Origin of the sequence: Pseudomonas sp. R2-37-08W (assembly GCF_003851705.1) — a bacterium.
In the GTDB taxonomy this organism is placed as follows: Bacteria; Pseudomonadota; Gammaproteobacteria; order Pseudomonadales; family Pseudomonadaceae; genus Aquipseudomonas.
This window is the reverse complement of sequence record NZ_CP027728.1, coordinates 2,556,128-2,576,611: the sequence shown is the minus strand read 5'-3', so window position 1 is coordinate 2,576,611 and position 20,484 is coordinate 2,556,128. Positions and strand designations below refer to the sequence as shown.

The window sequence follows — 20,484 nt, the reverse complement described above, 5'->3', positions numbered from 1 at the left end:
CAATAGGCAGGAAGCACAAAGGCACGTCGTCCCTATAAAACGAACCGCAGAGGGAAAAATTAGCGAGCAATGGGGGCCTGCAAGCGAGGTGTCATCACGGGTTACATCAATCTCGGGAAAGACGCATCAGACCGAGCTAGCATTGACGTACACCACTTTTTGCAACTACATTTAGTTACACGCAGGGAACGCCGTGTCCAAAAATGAAAAGCTGCTCGCCAAACTGCTCAATGAGCACATGGCATTCACCTGGTCTGAACTCGTAACCCTGTTAAGTCGACTGGGTTACACACAGATTGAAGGGGCTGGAAGCCGGGTCAAATTCGACATTGGCGACCCCAATGCAATGATCACCTTGCACAAGCCTCACCCCGGCAACGAACTGAAACACTACATTCGGCGCCAAATCATCGAACAATTGAAATCAGGAGAACTGATTCAGTGAACAACCAGCTGAAACACAAAGGCTACATCGGCTCCATCGAAGCCAGCCTCGAGGACAACTGCCTGTTCGGCAAAATCCTGTTCATCAAGGCCCTGGTGAGCTACGAAGGCAAAACCGTCGCAGAGTTGGACGCGGCCTTCCAAGAGGCGGTGGACGATTACCTCGCCACCTGCCAGTCGCTCGGGCAAACTCCTGAAAAGCCATGCAAGGGCTCGTTCAATGTACGCGTCGGCCATGACCTGCATCTGGCAGCAGCGTTGGCGGCGAACCGCAAGAAGGTGACGTTGAACGACCTGACACGCCAGGCGCTGGATGAGTTTCTACACCATCATTTCCCGCAGCCTTGCGCGGCGACTGGCTGACTGCCTAACCGCCGATACCCCAGCACCGCCGAACCCAACACGACCAGCCCCGCCGCCAGTGCCACCCGGAACCCGCTGGCGGCGCCAAAGTGGTCAATCATCCAGCCGGAGCTGGCGGCGCCGATGGCTACGCCGATGCTCAGGCCGGTGATCAGCCAGGTCATGCCTTCGGTGAGGCGGCTGGGTGGGACGACTTGCTCCACCAGCGCCATGGACACGATCAGGGTCGGGGCGAAGAACAGACCGGAGATAAAGATCGCCACGGCCAGCCCCGGAATGTCAGTCACCAACAGTAACGGCAACGTGGTCAGCGCCGTGGCTACGCCGCAGTACAGAAACTGCCGGGGCAGCGGCGCCTTGAGCTTGAGCATGCCGAAGGCCAAGCCTGCCAGGCAGGAACCGATGGCGTAAACCGACAACACAATACTGGCTGCCGTCGGATGGCCCGCCTGCTGGGCGAACGCGACGCTGACCACATCCACCACACCGACGATCACACCCATGGCGAGCAACAGGGTCATCAGGATCAGCACCGACGGCGAGGCGATCAACCAGCGCTCGTGATGATCGTGACGTGCATGCACCGGCGGTTCAGTGGTGCGTTGCAATACGAAGGTGGTCACACCCACCGCCAGCAATACGGCCGCCACCAAAGGCCCGGCCTCGGGGAACAGCACCACACTGAGGCCGACGGAAATGGGCGGGCCGATGATGAAGCACACTTCATCGAGTACCGACTCCAGGGCAAAGGCGGTGTGCAGCTTGGGCTGGCCACGGTACAGCTCGGTCCAGCGCGCCCGCACCATCGCCGACATATTGGGCATGCAGCCGGCCAATGCGGCGAACAGGAACAACGTCCAGCCTGGCGCCTGCAAACGCGTGCACAGCAACACCATCAACAACGCGCCGCCACCGATCGACGCGGCAATGGGCAGCACCCTGCCCTGGCTGTAGCGGTCCACCAGGCGTGACACCTGCGGTGCGCAAAACGCGGTGGCCAACGCGAATACCGCCGCCACCGAACCCGCCAGACCGTAACCGCCATGCACTTGCGAGAGCATGGTGATCAGGCCAATCCCGGTCATGGAGATCGGCATGCGTGCCAGCATGCCCGCCAGCACAAAGGCGCGAGCGCCTGGCACCTGGAACAGCTCGGCGTAAGGGTTAGCCATCGATAAAGCGCCTTCTCTGCTTGGGTGGGCAACCTTTTATCACAGCAGCCGCTTGATCTGCTTATGCCGCCATACCAGACGGTAATACGCGGTCTGCAGCACCAGCATCGCCAGGTAAGTCACCGGAAACGCCATCCACACGCCTTCGAGGCCAAAATGCGCATTGAACAGGTAGGCCACCGGCAATTCCACGCATAGCACACAGAAAATCGAGATGGCGACCGGTATCAACACCACACCGCTGGCGCGCATGATCCCGCCGATAACGGCCTGGAAACCGAACACCAGGATGCTCCACAACATGATGTGCAACAGGTGCTCAGCGTTGACGCGCGCGGCGGCGTCGGTGATGAACAGCCCCAGCAGCCAATGCGAAAGCCCATAGCCGAGCACGATCAGCCCACCGGTAAGGGCGGTGTTGATCAGCAGCCCGGTGCGCAGAATCGGCCCGATGCGCTCCAGGCGCCCGGCGCCAATCGCCTGGGCCCCCAGGATCGAGGCGGTGATAGCAATCGACAGCGCCGGAAACTGCACGTAGTTGACGATCTGCGTCACCGCGCCGTACGCAGCCGTCGCCTGGGAACCGTGGCCGTTGACCAGCGCCAGGATGACCAGCTCCGACAACGACAGCACCACCATCTGCAGGCCTGTCGGCAGGCCGATGCGCAGGACCTTGCCGAGGATCACCCGGTCCAGGCGCAAGGCGGCGAGCATGTCGCGATCCGGCGCCATCACCGAGTTTTTGTGGCGCAGGCGAAGGATCAGGAACAGCATCGCCAAGGCATTCCCCGCCAGCCCCGCGTACGCCGCACTCTGGATGCCCATGGGCGGCAGGCCGATCCAGCCGCGAATCAGCGCTGGCGTCAGCAGCAAACCCACCAGGGTCGACACCATCAAGGCCAACAACGGTGAAACGGTATCGCTGACGCCGCGTAGCAGTTGGGTATAAAGAATGAACACCAGCAGCAGCGGCATGATCAGCATCATCACTTGGGCGTAGCCCACCGCATCGTCAAGCACATCGACAGGGGTTCCCAACGCCTGCAACGCGGGGCGGGCCAACAGGCTGCCAAGCAGGGCTGCGACCAAACCCACCAGCGCGCCGAGGGTCAGCGTAGCGCCGGTGATCACCTTGACCATTCCCGTCTCGCGGGCGCCCCAGGCCTGGCCGATCAACACCGAGGCGCCAGCACCCAGGCCAATCACCAGGGCAATGAAGAAAAACACGATGGGAAACATGCCCGATACCGCCGCCAGCGCGTGGGTACCCAGCATCTGCCCGACATAGATACCGTTGAGCGTGCCGGAAAAGCTTTGCAGAAAGTTGGACAGCACCATCGGTGCCAGGAAAAACAGATAGACCTGCCACAGCGGTCGTTGTTGGATGACTTCCATGATGATTCGGGGCCCTGGGTCTCGGTGGTGTCGTCAATCGCTTGAGTCTATTGGCGCTGAACCGCGAATGCTACGCCGAGATGACGATCCCGCTGCACAAGCCTCTTGAGCACCGACGGCTGCTACCCGAGTCACCGGAAGCAGCCGTTGGCGCTCATTTGATCCTGCCCACCCGCAGCCACGGAGTAATTACCCACAGGTGCGTTGGCTCAAGGCTTGGCTCGCTACGTGAAGGATTCTTTCTCGATCATATGGTCGATGTTAACCATGTCGAAACGTTTGTCTTCAGCGCCTGGCGTACCGTCTTCCCGAACGCCGATATCCAACTCGCGCAATAATCCCGGACGATTGAGCAACTCCAACGCCACTTCGCGCGCTTGCGGGCTGAACGTTCGGTCGGACGGAATGAGACCGGCTGCCTCTTTCAGCTCATTGGCGTTGACATAATTGTCATCCGCACCGGCGGTAAACTGCCTGAAATTATCTTTCACGGCCTGTAGCAGCCCGGCGTTGCTCATTGTGCGGTACTCACTCGCTGCATCGCCCAGATCCTGCCGGGAAATACTGCCGTCAAGTGTGCCGCTGCGGCCTTGATCAAGGGTCTTGAACAGTTGGCCCCGCTCCAACAGCTCCTGCGCGATAGCGGCATCCGCCGCACTGATGGGCCGTCCATCCAGAGCGTGTCCCGACGCTGCAGCGCTCAGTGACGCGTCAGTGATCGTTCCCGTTGAGGGGTCTTGCAGGTTGCTGAAATGGGAGAGCACTTTGGCCGATAAGGACTCGTTACTCTCATTCGCATACGGTCGACCTCCAGCCATCGTGGGAGTCCATTGTTGATTGACTGGCGTCCCCCCATAGGACGGCTGCGGCGCCGCGTACACTCGCGGTGCAGGCGACAACGCGCCCCAGCCTTCCATGCCGCGCGGCCCGCCGGACGAAGGCTGTGCGCAGAACTGAGAAGCAAACTGCTGGTTGACCCTCTGTTGCCGCATCGCGCCGTTATAACCCGTTGCGAACTCATTCCCCGCCCGTGGTTGCGGACCTAACTGGTCGATGGCTAGCTGCAAATCCGCTCGGTTGATCAGCCCATCTTCATGACCACCGTTCTGAGCGCGATCAAAAAAGTTTGAGAGGCCGTCCCGTCCCACTATATCCCTGGCAAGTAACGTCATCTGATCATCGTAAACGCTGATTCCCAATGGACGATTGGCCACGTCAGTAAGCGAGTTTCGCGAAACGAATGCACTTTCAGGCGTACTGAAGTATTCGAAGTTGTGGAGCAGCAGCTTTGCAACATCCGAATTGGAATAATAGCTGGTCATGTTGCTCGGCATGTTCGCAGTAGCATTGCGCCCATAATCGGCAGGGGAATACCCGCAGTTCTGTGCGGATGGAGGCGAACAGAGCAGCGGGCTGAAATTAGGATTCATTGCAACACCTCATGTCTTGGACGTAACAACTGCTTAACCAGGCCAGTAAGCCCTCGATTCAGCTACCTCTTGGTGGCAACCGAAAACAGTGCAGTTCCAAATAAACATGCAGTTACACGCAAGGAATGTACCGTCGCACGCGAAGTAAAAGCCTGTGCAACGATGCGAAAAAGAATTGCATTTGCGTAGGACCGATCTGAAAGCCCCGCTCTCTCATATACGCTTGCGCATCAGACATGGACTACCCACCAAACGCCTGCGAAGGCCGGCGCAACGTCGGATCAAACGGATTGATCCGCGGCCCGATCGCCGCCGCCTCGCGCTTCAACAATTCCACCACCATCGGCAAACGGCTCGGCCCCAGGCGATCACTGATGGTCGCTACGCTCAACGCCGCCACCGCATGCCCGTCACGGTTGAGAATGGGCACCGCCAGCCCGGCCATGCCTTCGAGCACGCCCGTGTTGCGCGCGGCATACCCCAGGCTGCGCACATTCTCGACCTCCGAACGCAACAGCACCTCGTCGTACACATGGAAATCCTTGAGCCGTGGCAGGTTGTAGCGGATTACCGTTTCGCGCTCTTCCTCGGGCAGGAACGCCAGGATCGCCAGGCTGCCCTGCCCCACGCCTAGCGCCACGCGCCCACCGATATCGCCGGTGAAGGTACGGATCGGGTACGGGCCTTCGCTGCGGTCCAGGCAGATCGCGTCGAAGCCACTGCGGGCCAGCAGGAACAGCGAATCGCCCAGCGACGCACTCAAGCGCAACAGGCTTGGCCGTACCAGGTCGCGCAGGTTGCCGGTTTTGCCGGCATTCGCCGCCAGGGCAAAAAACTCCAGGCTCAAACGGTAGCGCTTGCTGCGCGCGTCCTGCTCGACCATGCCTTCGTCGATCAGGCTGCGCAGCAGGCGGTGGGTGGTCGGTTGCGAGAGGCCGACCTGCTGCGCAAGCTGGGTCACGCGTTCACCGCCTTCCGGCACTTCACCAAGGGTGCGCAGCAGTGCGAACAGGCGAGAGACGCCACCTGAGCCAACTTCCCTGGCTCCTTCATTCCGCTCAGTGGAATCATTCACGCCTTATCTCCAACTAAATTCTGATGAATGAATAAAACAGAAAATAATCATCCATTCAGTGAAATACCGTCTTCCGTCCACTCTAGTCTTCGTCCTAATCTGCGTCCACAGGGGCGAAACGAACAACAACCGGCAGCCGACCGAAGATCGAGCGCCAGCGCACCCGCAACTGTTCTTTCGCATCTGCCCAAAACAAAAAAGCGCGTTTCGACGCGACTCAAACAGGTGGAACGCAGACATGGCATTTCTCCAACTTCGCGCCTTGAGCAAACGCTACGGCGCCGTCGATGCGGTGGTCGCCACCGACCTTGCGGTGGAAAAAGGCGAATTCGTTTCCCTGCTCGGCCCCTCGGGTTGCGGCAAGACCACCACCTTGCAGATGATCGCCGGCTTCGTCGATGTGAGCGGCGGGCAGATCCTGCTCGACGGTCGCGACATCACCCATGCCAAGCCCGCCAGCCGGGGCCTGGGCGTAGTGTTCCAGAGCTATGCGCTGTTCCCGCACATGACGGTGCGCGACAACGTCGCCTTCGGCCTGAAGATGCGCAAGGTGCCCGCCGACGAGATCGCCGCCAAGGTCAAGACCGTGCTGGAGCTGGTGCGCCTGGCCCCCATGCCGAACGCTACCCCCGGCAGCTGTCCGGTGGCCAGCGCCAGCGCGTGGCCCTGGCCCGCGCGCTGGTGATCGAGCCGCCGGTGCTGCTGCTGGACGAGCCGCTGTCCAACCTCGACGCCAACCTGCGCGAAGAAATGCAGTTCGAAATCCGCCGCATTCAATGCGCGGTGGGCATCACCACCTTGATGGTCACCCACGATCAGGCCGAGGCGCTATCGATCAGCGACCGCGTGGTGGTGATGCAGGCCGGGCGCGTGACCCAGATCGATGCGCCCTACCGGTTGTACGAGCACCCGCGCACACGGTTTATCTCGGACTTCGTCGGCAAGGCCAATCTGCTCGCTGGCGACTACGATGCCCTGGGCATTCCGCAAGTGCGCCATACGGGCGGCGCTGGCGCGCTGACCCTGAGCCTGCGCCCGGAGAAAATACAGCTGCTGGACGCGGGCTCGGGTCGCTTGCAGGGCAAGGTGCTGGACCGTTACTTCTTCGGCAGCCAGTGGCTGTACCGGGTCCATACCGACCTCGGCGAAATCACCGTGGTACGCAGCAATGACGGCAGCGCGCCGCTGGGCAACGGCGCGGCAGTGGGCCTGGATTGGCAAGCGGACCTGTTGCGGGTCTTGGCGCCGGACGAGGTGCAGCCATGAGCCGGGGTTACTTACTGTCCCTGCCGGCGCTGGTGCTGTTTGCCGGGCTGTTGGTGCTGCCGCTGGGCCTGACACTGGTGCTGTCGTTCAACGTGTTCGATTACCAGGTAGGCGTGAAGGCCGATGAGTGGACCTTCGCTCATTACCTGTCGCTGTTCAGTGATGCCTACTTCTACGAGATCTTCTGGCGCACCTTCTGGATCAGTGCGCTGGTGACCCTGCTGTGCGTGGTGATCGGCGTACCGGAGGCCTATATCCTCAGCCGCATGGGCACGCCATGGCGCTCGATTTTCCTGATCCTGATCCTCACGCCGTTGCTGATTTCGGTGGTGGTGCGCGCTTTTGGCTGGAGCCTGCTGCTCGGCGCCGACGGGCTGGTCAACCAAGTGATCCAACTGCTCGGCGGCCGCCCGGTGAAGCTGCTGTATACACCGTTCGCGGTGATCATCGCGCTGGTGCATGTGATGCTGCCGTTCATGATCATCCCGGTCTGGACCTCCTTGCAAAAGCTCGATCCCTCGGCTGAACAGGCCGCGTTGTCGCTGGGTGCCAGCCAGGCCACGGTGATGCGCAAGATCGTCTTGCCCCAAGTGATGCCCGGCGTGCTGTCCGGCACCCTGATTGTGTTCGGCCTGGCCGCCAGCTCGTTCGCCATCCCCGGCCTGCTCGGCGGGCGCCGCCTGAAAATGGTCGCCACGGTGGTGTACGACCAATACCTCTCGGAGCTCAACTGGCCCATGGGCGCGACCATCGCCGTGGTGCTGCTGTTAGTCAATCTGCTGATCATGCTGAGCTGGAACCGCATGGTCGAAGGCCGCTACAAAAAGTCCCTGGGGGTTTGAGCGCATGTCTAGAAACGGTCCGTTGGCCCTCGGTTTCCACGCCCTGGTGGTGGTGTTCATGCTGGCGCCGCTGGTGGTGGTGTGCCTGGTGGCCTTCACCCCGGAAAACACCCTGAGCCTGCCCACGTCGGGCTTCTCCCTGCGCTGGTTTCGCGCGGTGTTCGAGCGCGCCGACTTTATCCAGGCGTTCTACAACAGCCTGGTCCTGGCGTTTACCGCCGCGACCCTGGCCACGCTGATCGCGGTGCCGGCGGCTTTGGCGATCAGCCGTTATGCGTTTCCAGGACGGGATTTTTTCAGTGCGCTGTTTCTGTCGCCGATCATCATCCCGCACCTGGTCCTGGGCGTCGCCCTGTTGCGCCTGTTTGCGCTGATGGGCGTCAATGGCAGCTTCACCTGGCTGATGCTCGCCCATGTGGTGATCATCACGCCCTATGTGCTGCGCCTGGTGCTGGCGGCCGCCATCGGTATCGACCGCAGTGCCGAACAGGCCGCCGAATCCCTCGGTGCCGGCCGCTTTACGCTGTTTCGCCAGATCACGCTGCCGATGATTCTGCCGGGCGTGGCCGGTGGCTGGCTGTTGGCGTTCATCAACAGTTTCGATGAGGTGACCCTGTCGATTTTCGTCAGCTCACCGGCCACGCAAACGCTGCCGGTGCGCATGTACGTGTACGCCACCGAGTCCATCGACCCGATGATGGCGGCGGTCTCGGCGCTGGTGATCGCGCTGACGGCGGCAACCATGATTCTGCTCGACCGGGTGTACGGCCTGGACCGCGTGCTGGTGGGGAAACACTGATGGCCCTGTTCAAGCGACTCGCTGAAACCCAGCGCCCTGCCCTGGCGTTCACCCTGGACGGCCAACCGGCCGCAGGCTTGCTCGGCGACACCCTGCTGACGGCCATTCTGACCTGCGCCGAGCACCTGCGCGGCAGCGATTTCAGCGCTGAGCGCCGTGCCGGTTTCTGCCTGATGGGCGCCTGCCAGGACTGCTGGGTGCGCCTTGCAGACGGGCGCCGCGTCCGCGCTTGTTCGACGTTGCTGGAAGAGGGCCAGGCGATCAGCCGTGAACCGGGGCGCCACGCATGAAACCGATTGTGATTGTGGGCGCAGGCCCTGCCGGCATCACGGCGGCGCGAACCTTGCTCGAGCATGGCATCAAGCCGTGCCTGATCGATGAAAGCCTGCGCGGCGGCGGGCAGGTTTATCGGCGCCAACCGGTGAACTTCCAACGCTCGGCCAAGCAGCTCTACGGTTTTGAAGCGGGCAAGGCCCAGGCCGTGCATCGCACCTTGGACGAGCTGGCGCCGCTGATCGACTACCGCCCCGACACCCTGGTGTGGAATGCCGAAGACGCCTGCCTGGACACGCTCACAGAGGGCCGTGCCGAGCGCGTCGAGTACTCGCGGGTCATCGTCGCCACCGGGGCCACCGACCGTATCCTGCCGGTGCCAGGCTGGACCTTGCCCGGCGTCTACAGCCTGGGCGCCGCGCAGATTGCGTTGAAATATCAGGGCTGCGCCATCGGCGAGCGCGTCGCGTTCTGTGGTTCGGGGCCCTTGCTGTATTTAGTGGCGTACCAATATGCCAAGGCCGGCGCCCAGGTGGTGGCTGTTCTCGACAGCGCGCCCTTGCGCGCCCAATGCCGTGCGCTGCCGGCGCTGCTCGGGCAGCCGCTGACCCTGGCCAAGGGCGTGTACTACCGCGCCTGGCTGACCGCCCACGGGGTTGCCGTGCATCAGGGCGCCACCCTGCGACAGATTGACGGCGAACAGCGGGTCAGCGGTATTCGCTGGGGCGAACAGCGCCTGGCGTGCGACGCCGTGGCCTTCGCGCACGCGCTGCGCAGTGAGACGCAACTGGCAGACCTGCTCGGTTGCGCGTTTGCCTGGAACCGCCTGAACCGGGCCTGGTTGCCGCGCCGCGACAGCGCCGGGCGCAGCAGCGTGGCGCAGGTTTACCTGGCGGGCGACGGCGCCGGCATCATGGGCGCCGATGCGGCGCAATTGGCCGGCGAGCGTGCAGCGCTGGCCGTACTGGAAGATATCGGCAAGGGGGTCGATCAGCGTCGCATCACCCGGCTGGAACAGCAGCTGGCGCGCATCCAGCGCTTTCGCCAGGGCCTGGAAACCGCGTTTCCCTTCCCTGAACAATGGGCCGCGCAGGCACCGGATGCGTTGACCCTGTGCCGCTGCGAAGAAGTCAGTGTGGGCGAGGTGCGCGCTGTGGTGGATGAAGGCCACTGGGAGATCAACCGGGTCAAGGCGCATTGCCGCGTCGGCATGGGCCGCTGCCAGGGGCGCATGTGCGGGCTGGCGGCGGCGGAGATCGTCGCCGAGCGCAGCGGGCGGAGCATTGATCAGGTCGGACGCCTGCGTGCCCAGGCGCCGGTCAAGCCGCTGCCGTTCGGCGTGCAGGTGCAGCCGTGATCGACGTTATTGTGTTGGGCGGCGGGATTGTTGGCGCGTCGGCGGCCTTGATGCTTGCGCGCCAGGGTCAGCGGGTGGCGCTGGTCGAGCGCGACTTTTGCGGCTCGCATTCCAGCGGCGTGAATTACGGTGGGGTGCGGCGCCAAGGGCGGCCCTTGCATCAGTTACCGCTGTCACAGCGCGCCCATCAGTTGTGGGCCGACCTGCCTGGATTGATCGGCATCGACGGCGAGTACGTGCGCTCCGGGCATCTGAAACTGGCGCGCAGCCATGGGGATTTCGCCGCGCTTGAAGCCTATGCCGCGCACACCCGTGGCTTTGGCCTGAACCTGCAATTGCTCGATTACACCCAGTTGCGCGAGCGCTTCCCGTGGGTGGGCGATATCGCGGTGGGCGCCTCGCTCTGCCCCGACGACGGCCACGCCAATCCCCGCCTGGTATCGCCGGCCTTCGCCCGAGCGGCGCAGCGCAGTGGCGCCTGGATTTATGAGCAGGCAGAAGTGAGCCGCATCGACCATGACGGCCAGCGCTTCCAGGTGCACTGCGCCAATGGCCTGCACCTGCAAGCGCCATGGCTGCTCAACTGCGCCGGTGCGTGGGCCGGCAGCGTCGCCGCGCAATTTGGCGAACCGGTGCCGATGATCTCGGCACACCCGGCGATGTTAGTGACCGAGCCGTTGCCGAGGATGATGAACGTGAGCACCGGCGTCGAAGGCGGCGGCATCTATGCGCGGCAGGTGGCGCGCGGCAACTGCATCCTCGGCGGTGGTCGCGGCTTCGCCCTTGGCCCGCAGCAGGCCCGGCCCGGCCAGGCGGCGGTGCTGGAGATCCTGCGCAATGCGGGTGAGTTGTACCCATTCCTGCGCGGGGCCCAGGCCATCCGTACCTGGAGCGGCACCGAAGGTTATTTACCCGATCATGAACCGGTGATCGGCCCCAGCAGCACCCAGCCTGGCCTGCTCCACGGTTTCGGTTTTGCCGGCGCCGGGTTCCAGCTCGGCCCTGCGGTCGGTGAAGCCCTGGCAGAGATCGTCTGCGCGGGTGCCAGTCGCCAGCCCATTGAAGCGTTTTCCATCCGTCGTTTCCAAGCCTGAGAGGAAAAACCCCATGAACCCACGTACCGCGCTGTCCTGCTTGTCCCTCGCCTTGCTCGCGTCCAATGCCCATGCCGCGCCCACGCTGTACCTGGGCATGAACGGCGGCACCATGGAGCGGGTCTACGCCGATAAAGTGCTGCCCGCCTTCGAGAAGGCCAACGACGTCAAGGTGGTGATCGTGCCGGGCACCTCGTCGGACATTCTTGCCAAGGTCCAGGCCAACAAAGACAACCCGCAGATGCATGTGATGTTCCTCGACGACGGCATCATGTACCGCGCCATCTCCATGGGCCTGTGCGACAAACTGGCGCCCAGCCCGACCCTGGAACAGATCCCGGCCAAGGCAAAAATCAAGGACCAGGCCGTGGCCGTGACCCTCGGCGTCACGGGCCTTGGCTACAACGCCAAAATGTTCAAGGAAAACGGCTGGGCCGCGCCCACCTCCTGGATGGACCTGGCCGACCCGCGCTTCAAGGAAAAAGTGGTGTTCCAGTCCCTGGCCTCCTCCACCTTCGGCTTGCACGGTTTCCTGATGTTCAACCGTATCCAGGGCGGCAGCGAGGCCGACGTGGAGCCAGGCTTCAAGGCGTGGCCGAAGACCGTCGGCCCCAACGTGCTGGAATACATCGCCAGTTCGGCAAAAATCTCCGAGATGGTGCAAACCGACGAAGCGGCGATCTTCCCCCTGACGCCGACCCAGGTCGCCACCCAGAAACTGCTCGGCGTGCCCATGGAGTATGCGCAACCCAAGGAAGGCGCAGTCGTGCTGAACGTGGCCGAATGTGTGATCGCGCGCAATGACCAGCCGGAACTGGCGCAGAAGCTCGCGGCCTTCCTGCTCAGCGCCCAAGCCCAGGCGCCAGCACTGGAAGACGGTGACCAGATCCCGTCAAACCCGACCACACCGACCACCGACAAGACCCGGGCGCGGGTCGAGGCGATGCAGGGTTACCTGCAGACGGCGATTTCGATCGATTGGGACCAGGTCAACCAGGCGCGTCCGGAGTGGAACGCGCGATGGAGTCGTTCGATCGAGCGTTGATCACAACGGCACGAAGGGCAGCGCGCGTTTGTGCGCTGTCTTGCTGTAGGCCGCCTCGACTAATCCCCTCACCCGCTCACTCACCGGCTCGCCCATCAGGTACGCATCGATTTCTTCATACGAACATCCGTAGGCGTCCTCATCCAGTTTCCCCGGTGCCAGTTCTTCAAGGTCCGCGGTGGGCGGCTTGTACGCCAGGTTCGTTGGAGCGCCGAGGGCCGTGGCCAGCAGGCGCACCTGGGTTTTGGTCAGGCCGGACAGCGGCGCCAGGTCGCAGGCGCCGTCGCCGAATTTGGTGAAAAAGCCCATCAGCGCTTCGGCCGCCTGGTCGGTGCCGACCACCAGGCCATTGTGCAGGTTGGCGACCGCGTATTGCGCGATCATGCGCGCACGGGCCTTGACGTTGCCCTTGATGAAATCGAGTTGGGCGGCGCTGGCTTCGGCGGCGGCCAGGCTGGCCATCAGGCCGTCGACACTGGCCGCGATGTCGAGGGTGTCGATATGGTCCGGCAGGATAAAGTCCAGGGAAGCCTGGGCATCGTGTTCGTCGCCCTGGGTCTTATAGGGCAGACGCATGGCGATAAAGCGCGCGGCGTAGTCTTCTTCGCGCAGTTGCTGCGCCGCCAGCTGGCACAGGCGGCCGGCGACCAGTGAGTCGACACCGCCGCTGATGCCCAGCACCAGCGCCTTGCAGCCTGAATGGCGCAAGGTGGTCTTGATGAAGTCGATACGCCGTTGAATCTCCTCGGGCTCGCCACCTTTGCCCAGCGAGCGGTTGACGTTCAGTTCACGTGCGATCCGTTCTTGAGTCTGCATGTCATTCCTCCACGCTACCAACGTTGAATACTTGTGCCGCGTACTGCAAAAACGACGGGTCTTCGCAGACGTTCTTGACCGGGTCATCGGAGAATTTCACCACCGGCTCACCGTGTACCCGCACCAGCTTCATCACGATGCTCAGCGGCTCGACGCCGTCCACATCACAGGCCAGGCTGGTGCCCATGCCGAAGCCGAACCGCGCCTTGCCACGGATGTGCCGCAGGATCGGCAGGCATTTTTCGAAATTCAGACCATCGGAGAACATAAGGTCTTTGGTCATGGGGTCGATGCCGAGTTCCTTATATCTGGCCAGGACTTTGTCGGCCCAAGCGATGGGGTCACCCGAGTCCTGGCGGAGGCCGTCGTAGAGCTTGGCGAAGTACAGGTCGAAATCCTTGAGGAAGAAATCGGTGCTGATGCAGTCGGTCAGGGCCATACCGAGACGGCCACGGTACTCGCGCACCCAGTTCTCCAGGGCGGCGTTCTGGCTTTCGCGCAGACGGCCCAGTTGCTGATGCACCATCAGCCATTGGTGGGCCATGGTGCCGATCAGTGGCAGGTTGAATTCGTAGGCCAGGTGCGCATTGCTGGTGCCAAGGAACTGGCCGGGAAAGTCGCGGCGCATGATGTCGACTACTTCGCGCTGGGCCTTGAACGACAGGCGCCGGCGGGTGGAGAAGTCGGAAACGCGCAGGTCGGCGAGCTCCTCGCGGCTGAGGTTCTTCTCCAGCCAGTCGAACTTCTGATACAGCTTGCGGGTGACGTCTTCGAGGGTCACGTCAGGGTATTTGTCGCGGTTGCGCAGTTCGCTGACCAGCGCCAGGACCGGTTGCTCGAACATGATGCAATGCAGCATCGGGCCGATCACGCGGATGTTCAGTTGGCCGTCTACTTCACTGACGTGGATATAGCGCAGGTCGAAGCGAAACAGGCCTAGGAAGCGCTCGTAATCCGGCGTGAGGTATTCGCGAAAACGCGGGTTGAACAGGAAGCGCAGCTCGCCTTCGCGCATCTGCAGGCCGGCAAGTTTTTCCAGCTCGGTTCGCAACGCCGGGATCAGGTGGCCGAGTTTTTCCCTGGAGCGGACGATGAAGTTGTATTCCACGTCTACGTTGGGATGCTGGTGCAGCACCGCCTGCATCATGGTGAAGGTGTAGTAATCGGTGTCGAGCAAGCCCTGGATGACCGGGGATTTATCGTCATACGCACTTTCCATGGTGAGTCTCCTTAACGCGTGGCCATCGCGGCCAGTTCTTCGCGGGTACTGCTGATGACAGCGCCGGCCTCAAGCAACCCATTGACGGCCTGAACCCCGCCCGCCTCAGTGATGCCCCGACACGCCGGCAGGTGCAGCACCACTTGCAGCCCGGCCTTGAGCAGTTGCAAGGCGGTGGTCTTGACGCAGTAGTCCAGGGCCAGGCCACCAACGATGACGCGCACGACACCGTGAGCCTTGAGGTATTCGATGACGCCCGTCGACAACTTGTCGTGCAGGTCGTGGTAGCACGCGCCGTAAGGGTGCAGGTCGGGTTCGACACCCTTCCAGATGAAGTAGTCGTACTCATACGGGGTGGGCAACTCATCCAGCAAGGTGAAGCCCTCGGTGCCGGGTACGCAGTGGCTGACCCAGGTGACATCGGCGTGAACGAGGCCCGTGGGTTGCAGCATCTGGCTGTGCTGCGCGACCACCCAGGGCGCGTGTGGGGTGTGGGCGTCTTTGCTGCCGATGCGATGCCCGGCAAGGCTGGCCATGTAGTTGAGCTCGGCGCCGATCAGATCTCCGCCGACGACGGGCAACTCGTCGGGACACAGCGGTGTGAAACTCTTCTGGGCGTCGACATCGAATGAAGCGATGGCAGTTTTGGCGAGGGTCATGGTGATTCTCCGGTGGCCTGGAAACAAAAGTACATGTCATGTACTTTCATTGCAAGAAACATTTATTTACCGGTACTTCAGCAAGTACATGACATAGCGGTTCGATCCGTTAGACTGTGCCCCACTGCCGTTCAGAAGGACTTCACATGCCACTTAGCGCCTACCTCCACACCGTCGACCTGTGCGCAGTGTTTTACTGCCGCGCCTCGGGCGAACTCAAACTGCTGCTGAACAAACGTGACGCCGAGCCCTTCGCCAGGCATTGGGCGCTGCCGGGTGTGGTGGTCAATGGCGGCGTGCAGGATCTGAGCCTCAAGGATGCCGTGGAACGGTTGCGCGCCAGTGACAAAGTCGGCCTGGAGCTGGCCTGGAGCGAGCAGGTTGGCACGGTGGGCGATGCGTTTCGCGACCCGCGCTGCTGGTCGTCATCCACTTACTACCTGGCGATTGTGGCGGATGAGGTGACGCTGGGTGAACATCAGGCCTGGTTTTCCCTCAACGCGGTGGCGGACGGCAGCATCAAGCTGCCCTTCGATCACAATCTGATCGTCGCGGCGGTGCAGGAACGGCTGTTGTCCAAAGCGCTGTACAGCAGCTTGCCGCTGATGTTTCTGGGCAAGGAATTCAGTGCGCCGCAAGCGACCGCGATCTTTTCCCTGGTACTGGCGCGGCCGGTGCTCAAGACCAGCGTGCGCCAGCGGTTGTTGAAGCTGACGCAAGCGGGATATTTGCGTGAGACGGGGCGCAAGAAGCAGGGTGAAGGCGGCAGGCCACAGGCGACGCTGGAGATGTTGAAGCCAGGAGAGATTTACTTCTTCGACCGCAGTTTTGCCGAGTGACCGGACATGGAGATCCACGGGTGACCGATGGCTCTAGCTCATCCAATTGCCACCATCGACGTTGTAAGTCTGTGCGACCACATAGTCAGCCTCCTTCGAAGCCAGGAAGATCGCCATGCCGGTCAGGTCTTGCGCCGTGCCCATCCGCCCATAAGGCACCTCGTCGCCTACCCGCTTTTTCTTCTCGCCCGGCGCCAGGCCCTCATGCCTGGCGAACAGCGCATCCACCCCATCCCAGTGCTCACCGTCCACCACACCCGGGGCGATGGCATTGACGTTGATGCCCTGTTTGATCAGATTCAGCCCCGCCGATTGCGTCAGGCTGATCACTGCCGCCTTGGTCGCGCAATACACCGCCACCAGCGCCTCGCCGCGTCGTCCGGCCTGGCTGGCCATGTTGATGATCTTGCCGCCGTGGCCCTGGCGAATCATCTGCCGCGCGGCGGCCTGCAGGGTAAACAGCGTACCGGCGACGTTGATCGAAAACAGCCGGTCATAGCTGTCGCGGGTGATGTCGACGATGGGGGCCAGGTCGAACAGCGCCGCGTTGTTCACCAGAATATCCAGCTTGCCGGCATGGGCGACCACGGCGGCCATTGCCGCGTCGATGGAGGCCTGGTCGGTGACGTCCATCGCCACCGCATACGCCTGGGGGCCCAGTTCGGCCGCCGTCTGCTCGGCGCGCTGCAGGTTGATATCGGCAATGGCGACGGTGGCGCCTTCCTGGATATAGGCCTGGGCAAACGCGCGGCCAATCCCCCGCGCCGATCCGGTGATCAGCGCGCTCTTACCTTCAAGTCGTTTCATCGGGGTGTCCTGTGAAAATTACTTCGGATAACCGGCGCGTTTCATCTCGCGCTCGGTGGTGGTCTGCGCCCGCTGCAGCGCCTGGTCGACCGTCATACCGCCGGTGAGCGCTGCCGAAAACAGTTTGCCGACGGAGGTGCCGATGGCCTGGAATTCGGGAATCGTCACGTACTGGATGCCCACGTACGGCACCGGTTTGGCCGAGGGGTGCGCCGGGTCGGCGTGCTTCATCATCTGCAGCGTGACCTGGGCAAACGGCGCCGCGTTCAGGTACGCCTCGCTGTAGGTCGATTGCCGCGTGCCTGGCGGTACGTTGGTGATGCCTTCTTTTTCAGCGACCAGCTGGATGTAATCCTTGGACGTCGCCCAACGGATAAAGGCTTTGGCAGCGTCTTTGTGCTTGGAGGTGGCCGGGATGGCCAGCGACCAGGCGTAGAGCCAGGAAGAGCCCTTATCGGTGACCTCAGTGGGCGCCGCAGCGAAGCCTACGCGATCGGCGACTTTGCTTTGGCCGGTGTCGGTGGTGAACGAGCCGGCAACGCTGGCATCGACCCAGATCGCACACTTGCCGCTGTTGAACAACGCCAGGGTTTCGTTGAAACCATTGCTCGACACGCCCGGCGGGCCGTATTGCTTGAGGCTGTTGACATAGAAATTGGCCGCAGCCGTCCACTCGGGCTGGTCAGTTCGGGCTGCCATTGCTCATCGAACCAGCGCGCGCCGAACGCATTGGCCATGGTGCTCAGCAACGCAACGTTCTCGCCCCAACCCGCTTTGCCGCGCAGGCACAGGCCATATTGATCTTTGTCCCTCACCGTCAGCTTGGCGGCGAATTCGCCGAGCTGGGTCCAGGTTGGATTCGCGGGCATGCTCAGGCCGGCTTGTTTGAACAGGTCGGTGCGGTAATAGGTCACGGTGCTTTCGCCGTAGAACGGCAAGGCGTAGAGCGTGCCATTCACCGACAGGCCCTGGCGCACCGAGGGGAAGATGTCCTCGACATCGTAGTCGGCCGGCAGGTCGGTCAGTGGCTCCAGCCAGTGTTTGGCGCCCCATAGCGGGGTTTCGTAGGTGCCGATGGTCAGCACATCGAACTGCCCGCCCTGGGTGGCGATATCGGTGGTGAGGCGCTGGCGCAGCACGTTTTCTTCGAGCACCACCCAATTGAGCTGGATGTCTGGGTGCTGCGCTTGGAACACCTTGGACAGGCGCTGCATGCGGATCATGTCGCTGTTGTTGACCGTGGCGATGGTCAGGGTGTCGGCGGCCTGGCTGGGCAGGCTCATGGCCAGGCCGGAGAGCAGCAACAGCGTTTGGGCAAGCGTGGCTTTGCGGGTTGATAGCATGGCGGTGTCCACCGGTTGTTTTTGTTATTGAGCGCCGATTACAGCAGCTTGGGCCGGTTTCTCACAAACCCGTGGAGGATGCCCGACCGATACTTTTTTAACCGGCACCCCAGGCGCAAAAAAGTATCAGTGTGGGGCGACGCCGGGGGTAGCGCCAGGCCTGCCGAGGCGGGTATTTTGGCGGGTATCCAACGCACAAGAGGCAGCCGCATGCCCATCCGCGCCCCACTGTTCGAGCACCGTCCCGCCGAACTGGAAGTGATCCTGCCCGAACCGGAGCACTGCTTTCGCTGGTTCGAGCACGACTACCCGATGGAGCTGGCGCGCTGGAACCATCACCCTGAGTTCGAAATCCACCTGATTCGCCACGGCAGCGGCAAGCTGGTGGCGGGCGACTATATCGGTGCATTCAGTGCCGGGCATGTCGCCTTGATCGGCCCCGACCTGCCCCACGACTGGATTGGCGACCTGGCACCCGGCGAGTGCCTGAGCGGTCGCGACGTGGTGCTGCAATTCGACGGCGCCGCCCTCCTCGCCTTGCGCAAGGCCCTGCCGGAACTCGGCGATCTGCAGCCGCTGTTCGAACACGCGCGACGCGGCCTTGAGTTCACCGGCGCAACAGCGGTGCACGCGGCGCGGTTGATGGAAGCCATCGGCAGCGCCCAGGGCCTGCAACGGCTGATCCTGTTCCTGCAACTGCTCGACACCCTCAAGAACGCCCCGCCCCGCCAGTTCAAGGTGCTGGCCAGCCCGCGCTACGCGCCGACCCTGGACCCGCGCAGCGCCGAACGCATCAACAAGGCCTTCGCCTACCTGATGCGTGAACTCGGCGGCGAGGTGCGCGTGTCAGACATCGCCCGGCAACTGGACATGAGCGAACCGGGTTTCTCGCGCTTCTTCAAACGCACGACCGGCCATGGCTTTATCGAGTTGATGCGCAAATTCCGCGTGCAGCGCGCCTGCCGGTTATTGCTGCAAAGCGATATGTCGGTGGCGGATATTTGCTTCGAAGTCGGCTACGCGAACCTGTCCAATTTCAACCGGCACTTTCGCATCGAGATGAACCAGACACCGAGTGAGTATCGGCGCGAGACCGGCAATCATCTGGAAAAAATGACACCCAGTCATTTCTGACCATAAAGACGACTAATCAGGCTTTTTTGCAGGCCTTTCAGACGATTGAGCAAAGTTGGTACAGCCTGTGCAAACGTTTGCGGAACGAACTTGGCCATCAGGTTCACTCCACCCGCGCAATCGGGTACAAACCGCGTACGAATAGGGATTTTCAATGCACCCCACCTCAACGCCTCGCGCTCGCTTTGGTGTTTCCTTGCTACTGGCCGCCGTTACGGGAGTACTCAGTGCACCCATTTTGGCGCAGGACAAACCCGCGGATGACTCAGCACAGGGCGAAACCCTCAGCCCCGAGGCCAACCCGCCGGCAAAAAAAGGCGTCTACCTGTCGGAGTGGTTCAACCAGGACCTGACGCTGATCGGCAGCAAGGACATCAGCTTCGGCCCAAAACCGCAGGATGACGTTTACCTGGAGTACGAGTATTTCGGGCGCAAGGGGCCGTTCGAGCTGTACGGCTACATCGATGTGCCAAAGATCCTCGGCATCGGCAACAGTAATGACAAAGGTGCGTGGGACCATGGCTCGCCCGTGTTCATGGAGCATGAGCCGCGAATCTCCATCGACTACCTCGCTGGCCGTAGCCTGGCGATCGGACCGTTCAAGGAATGGTATGTGGCGTTCGACTGGATCTACGACCACGGCAGCAACAAGGAGAACCGCGCCAACACCCTGTACAGCGGCCTTGGCACCGATATCGACACCCACTCGCGGGTCAACCTGTCGGCGAACTTCTACGGGCGTTACCAGTGGGAAAACTACGGCGCCAGCAATGAATATTCCTGGGACGGCTACCGCGCGCAGATGAAATACATCGTGCCCATCGGCAAATTCGACAATGGCGCCTCGCTGACCTACATCGGCTTCACCAACTATGATTTCGGCTCGGACCTGCACAAGGACAACCCGGCGCGCACCGCCAACTCCCTGGTGGCCACCAACGTGTTGCTGTACTCGTTCACGCACCTGCGTTTCACCCTGGTCGGCCGTTACTTTCATAACGGCGGCAACTGGGAGGATGGCAGCGAGTTGAATTTCGGTGAAGGCAACTTCCGCGCCCGCTCAGACGGCTGGGGTTACTACGCCGGCGTGGGCTACCAATTCTGATCAAGGA

Annotated in this window: 19 protein-coding genes and 2 pseudogenes; 12 read left to right on the top strand and 9 right to left on the bottom strand. The window is 62.2% G+C overall.

The genetic code is table 11. From position 1 onward, the window contains the following. Positions 1-193: 193 nt before the first annotated feature. Entirely contained in the window at positions 194-445 is a 252-nt protein-coding gene (locus C4J93_RS12030; RefSeq protein ID WP_124429419.1) for a type II toxin-antitoxin system HicA family toxin, read from the top strand. Beyond that, positions 442-807 carry a type II toxin-antitoxin system HicB family antitoxin gene (locus C4J93_RS12025; RefSeq protein WP_124362545.1) on the top strand — a complete coding sequence of 122 codons (366 nt, stop codon included), beginning with the start codon at positions 442-444 and terminating at the stop codon, positions 805-807. Before C4J93_RS12030 ends, C4J93_RS12025 begins: the two co-directional genes overlap by 4 nt. On the opposite strand, the gene C4J93_RS12020 is transcribed toward C4J93_RS12025, so the two are convergent. The 4 genes from C4J93_RS12020 to C4J93_RS12005 form a co-directional block, all read right to left on the bottom strand. Then, on the bottom strand, positions 774-1,979 hold the full coding sequence (locus C4J93_RS12020; RefSeq protein ID WP_124429418.1) for an MFS transporter: 1,206 nt from the start codon (positions 1,977-1,979) through the stop codon (positions 774-776). The genes C4J93_RS12025 and C4J93_RS12020 overlap by 34 nt on opposite strands. 39 nt (positions 1,980-2,018) lie before the next feature. Further along, positions 2,019-3,374 carry an MATE family efflux transporter gene (locus C4J93_RS12015; protein WP_124362543.1) on the bottom strand — a complete coding sequence of 452 codons (1,356 nt, stop codon included), beginning with the start codon at positions 3,372-3,374 and terminating at the stop codon, positions 2,019-2,021. A 224-nt stretch (positions 3,375-3,598) separates the two neighbouring features. Then, entirely contained in the window at positions 3,599-4,804 is a 1,206-nt protein-coding gene (locus tag C4J93_RS27210) for a hypothetical protein (protein WP_177413531.1), read from the bottom strand. A gap of 241 nt (positions 4,805-5,045) precedes the next feature. Further along, positions 5,046-5,879 (bottom strand): IclR family transcriptional regulator, encoded by an 834-nt coding sequence (locus tag C4J93_RS12005; RefSeq protein ID WP_124429417.1) that lies wholly within the window; start codon positions 5,877-5,879, stop codon positions 5,046-5,048. 238 nt (positions 5,880-6,117) lie between these two features. On the opposite strand from C4J93_RS12005, the pseudogene C4J93_RS12000 reads away from it, so the two are divergent. From C4J93_RS12000 to C4J93_RS11970, 7 genes and pseudogenes are all read left to right on the top strand, one after another. After that, positions 6,118-7,145 (top strand): annotated as a pseudogene (locus C4J93_RS12000) (ABC transporter ATP-binding protein). Further along, complete coding sequence (locus C4J93_RS11995; RefSeq protein WP_124406997.1) at positions 7,142-7,987, top strand: ABC transporter permease; 846 nt, start codon at positions 7,142-7,144, stop codon at positions 7,985-7,987. Before C4J93_RS12000 ends, C4J93_RS11995 begins: the two are co-directional and overlap by 4 nt. A 4-nt stretch (positions 7,988-7,991) precedes the next feature. Then, positions 7,992-8,786, top strand: a complete 795-nt coding sequence (locus tag C4J93_RS11990; protein WP_124370465.1) for an ABC transporter permease — start codon at positions 7,992-7,994, stop codon at positions 8,784-8,786. Then, a complete protein-coding gene (locus C4J93_RS11985) occupies positions 8,786-9,076 on the top strand; it encodes a (2Fe-2S)-binding protein (protein WP_124366768.1) in 291 nt (96 codons plus the stop codon). Before C4J93_RS11990 ends, C4J93_RS11985 begins: the two co-directional genes overlap by 1 nt. Further along, positions 9,073-10,416 (top strand): NAD(P)/FAD-dependent oxidoreductase, encoded by a 1,344-nt coding sequence (locus C4J93_RS11980; protein ID WP_124429416.1) that lies wholly within the window; start codon positions 9,073-9,075, stop codon positions 10,414-10,416. Before C4J93_RS11985 ends, C4J93_RS11980 begins: the two co-directional genes overlap by 4 nt. A gap of 50 nt (positions 10,417-10,466) precedes the next feature. Further along, positions 10,467-11,510: an NAD(P)/FAD-dependent oxidoreductase gene (locus C4J93_RS11975; protein WP_372238179.1), complete on the top strand. Its 1,044-nt coding sequence runs from the start codon at positions 10,467-10,469 to the stop codon at positions 11,508-11,510. Positions 11,511-11,523: 13 nt separating this feature from the next. Continuing rightward, on the top strand, positions 11,524-12,555 hold the full coding sequence (locus C4J93_RS11970) for an ABC transporter substrate-binding protein (protein WP_124429414.1): 1,032 nt from the start codon (positions 11,524-11,526) through the stop codon (positions 12,553-12,555). Here the strand turns inward: C4J93_RS11970 and nadE are convergent, their stop codons facing one another. From nadE to C4J93_RS11955, 3 genes are read right to left on the bottom strand one after another with little or no spacing between them, the layout of a single operon-like run. Next, positions 12,556-13,371 carry an ammonia-dependent NAD(+) synthetase gene (nadE, locus tag C4J93_RS11965; protein ID WP_124429413.1) on the bottom strand — a complete coding sequence of 272 codons (816 nt, stop codon included), beginning with the start codon at positions 13,369-13,371 and terminating at the stop codon, positions 12,556-12,558. Between the two features lies 1 nt (position 13,372). Next, positions 13,373-14,590 (bottom strand): nicotinate phosphoribosyltransferase, encoded by a 1,218-nt coding sequence (gene pncB / locus C4J93_RS11960; RefSeq protein WP_124370460.1) that lies wholly within the window; start codon positions 14,588-14,590, stop codon positions 13,373-13,375. Between the two features lie 11 nt (positions 14,591-14,601). Further along, positions 14,602-15,249 carry an isochorismatase family protein gene (locus tag C4J93_RS11955; protein WP_124429412.1) on the bottom strand — a complete coding sequence of 216 codons (648 nt, stop codon included), beginning with the start codon at positions 15,247-15,249 and terminating at the stop codon, positions 14,602-14,604. A gap of 146 nt (positions 15,250-15,395) precedes the next feature. On the opposite strand from C4J93_RS11955, the gene C4J93_RS11950 reads away from it, so the two are divergent. Beyond that, positions 15,396-16,088: an NUDIX hydrolase gene (locus C4J93_RS11950; RefSeq protein ID WP_124429411.1), complete on the top strand. Its 693-nt coding sequence runs from the start codon at positions 15,396-15,398 to the stop codon at positions 16,086-16,088. Positions 16,089-16,121: 33 nt separating this feature from the next. Here C4J93_RS11950 and C4J93_RS11945 read toward each other — a convergent pair whose 3' ends face one another. Together C4J93_RS11945 and C4J93_RS11940 are read right to left on the bottom strand one after the other, a co-directional pair. After that, positions 16,122-16,895 carry an L-iditol 2-dehydrogenase gene (locus C4J93_RS11945; RefSeq protein ID WP_124409639.1) on the bottom strand — a complete coding sequence of 258 codons (774 nt, stop codon included), beginning with the start codon at positions 16,893-16,895 and terminating at the stop codon, positions 16,122-16,124. Between the two features lie 18 nt (positions 16,896-16,913). Beyond that, positions 16,914-18,238 (bottom strand): annotated as a pseudogene (locus tag C4J93_RS11940) (sugar ABC transporter substrate-binding protein). A gap of 210 nt (positions 18,239-18,448) precedes the next feature. On the opposite strand from C4J93_RS11940, the gene C4J93_RS11935 reads away from it, so the two are divergent. Next, on the top strand, positions 18,449-19,372 hold the full coding sequence (locus C4J93_RS11935) for an AraC family transcriptional regulator (protein ID WP_124429410.1): 924 nt from the start codon (positions 18,449-18,451) through the stop codon (positions 19,370-19,372). 154 nt (positions 19,373-19,526) lie between these two features. Further along, positions 19,527-20,477 carry a nucleoside-specific channel-forming protein Tsx gene (locus C4J93_RS11930; protein ID WP_124429409.1) on the top strand — a complete coding sequence of 317 codons (951 nt, stop codon included), beginning with the start codon at positions 19,527-19,529 and terminating at the stop codon, positions 20,475-20,477. The last annotated feature ends 7 nt before the right edge of the window (positions 20,478-20,484 follow it).

Bases quoted from the DNA above. Each gene is read 5' to 3' on its own strand.
- C4J93_RS11935 (WP_124429410.1), top strand. From the start codon at position 18,449: ATGCCCATCCGCGCCCCACTGTTCGAGCACCGTCCCGCCGAACTGGAA.
- C4J93_RS12015 (WP_124362543.1), bottom strand. From the start codon at position 3,374: ATGGAAGTCATCCAACAACGACCGCTGTGGCAGGTCTATCTGTTTTTC.
- C4J93_RS11980 (WP_124429416.1), top strand. From the start codon at position 9,073: ATGAAACCGATTGTGATTGTGGGCGCAGGCCCTGCCGGCATCACGGCG.
- pncB (WP_124370460.1), bottom strand. From the start codon at position 14,590: ATGGAAAGTGCGTATGACGATAAATCCCCGGTCATCCAGGGCTTGCTC.
- C4J93_RS27210 (WP_177413531.1), bottom strand. From the start codon at position 4,804: ATGAATCCTAATTTCAGCCCGCTGCTCTGTTCGCCTCCATCCGCACAG.
- C4J93_RS11930 (WP_124429409.1), top strand. From the start codon at position 19,527: ATGCACCCCACCTCAACGCCTCGCGCTCGCTTTGGTGTTTCCTTGCTA.
- C4J93_RS11995 (WP_124406997.1), top strand. From the start codon at position 7,142: ATGAGCCGGGGTTACTTACTGTCCCTGCCGGCGCTGGTGCTGTTTGCC.
- C4J93_RS11985 (WP_124366768.1), top strand. From the start codon at position 8,786: ATGGCCCTGTTCAAGCGACTCGCTGAAACCCAGCGCCCTGCCCTGGCG.
- C4J93_RS11970 (WP_124429414.1), top strand. From the start codon at position 11,524: ATGAACCCACGTACCGCGCTGTCCTGCTTGTCCCTCGCCTTGCTCGCG.
- C4J93_RS11950 (WP_124429411.1), top strand. From the start codon at position 15,396: ATGCCACTTAGCGCCTACCTCCACACCGTCGACCTGTGCGCAGTGTTT.
- C4J93_RS11955 (WP_124429412.1), bottom strand. From the start codon at position 15,249: ATGACCCTCGCCAAAACTGCCATCGCTTCATTCGATGTCGACGCCCAG.
- C4J93_RS12020 (WP_124429418.1), bottom strand. From the start codon at position 1,979: ATGGCTAACCCTTACGCCGAGCTGTTCCAGGTGCCAGGCGCTCGCGCC.
- nadE (WP_124429413.1), bottom strand. From the start codon at position 13,371: ATGCAGACTCAAGAACGGATCGCACGTGAACTGAACGTCAACCGCTCG.
- C4J93_RS11945 (WP_124409639.1), bottom strand. From the start codon at position 16,895: ATGAAACGACTTGAAGGTAAGAGCGCGCTGATCACCGGATCGGCGCGG.
- C4J93_RS11990 (WP_124370465.1), top strand. From the start codon at position 7,992: ATGTCTAGAAACGGTCCGTTGGCCCTCGGTTTCCACGCCCTGGTGGTG.
- C4J93_RS11975 (WP_372238179.1), top strand. From the start codon at position 10,467: ATGCTTGCGCGCCAGGGTCAGCGGGTGGCGCTGGTCGAGCGCGACTTT.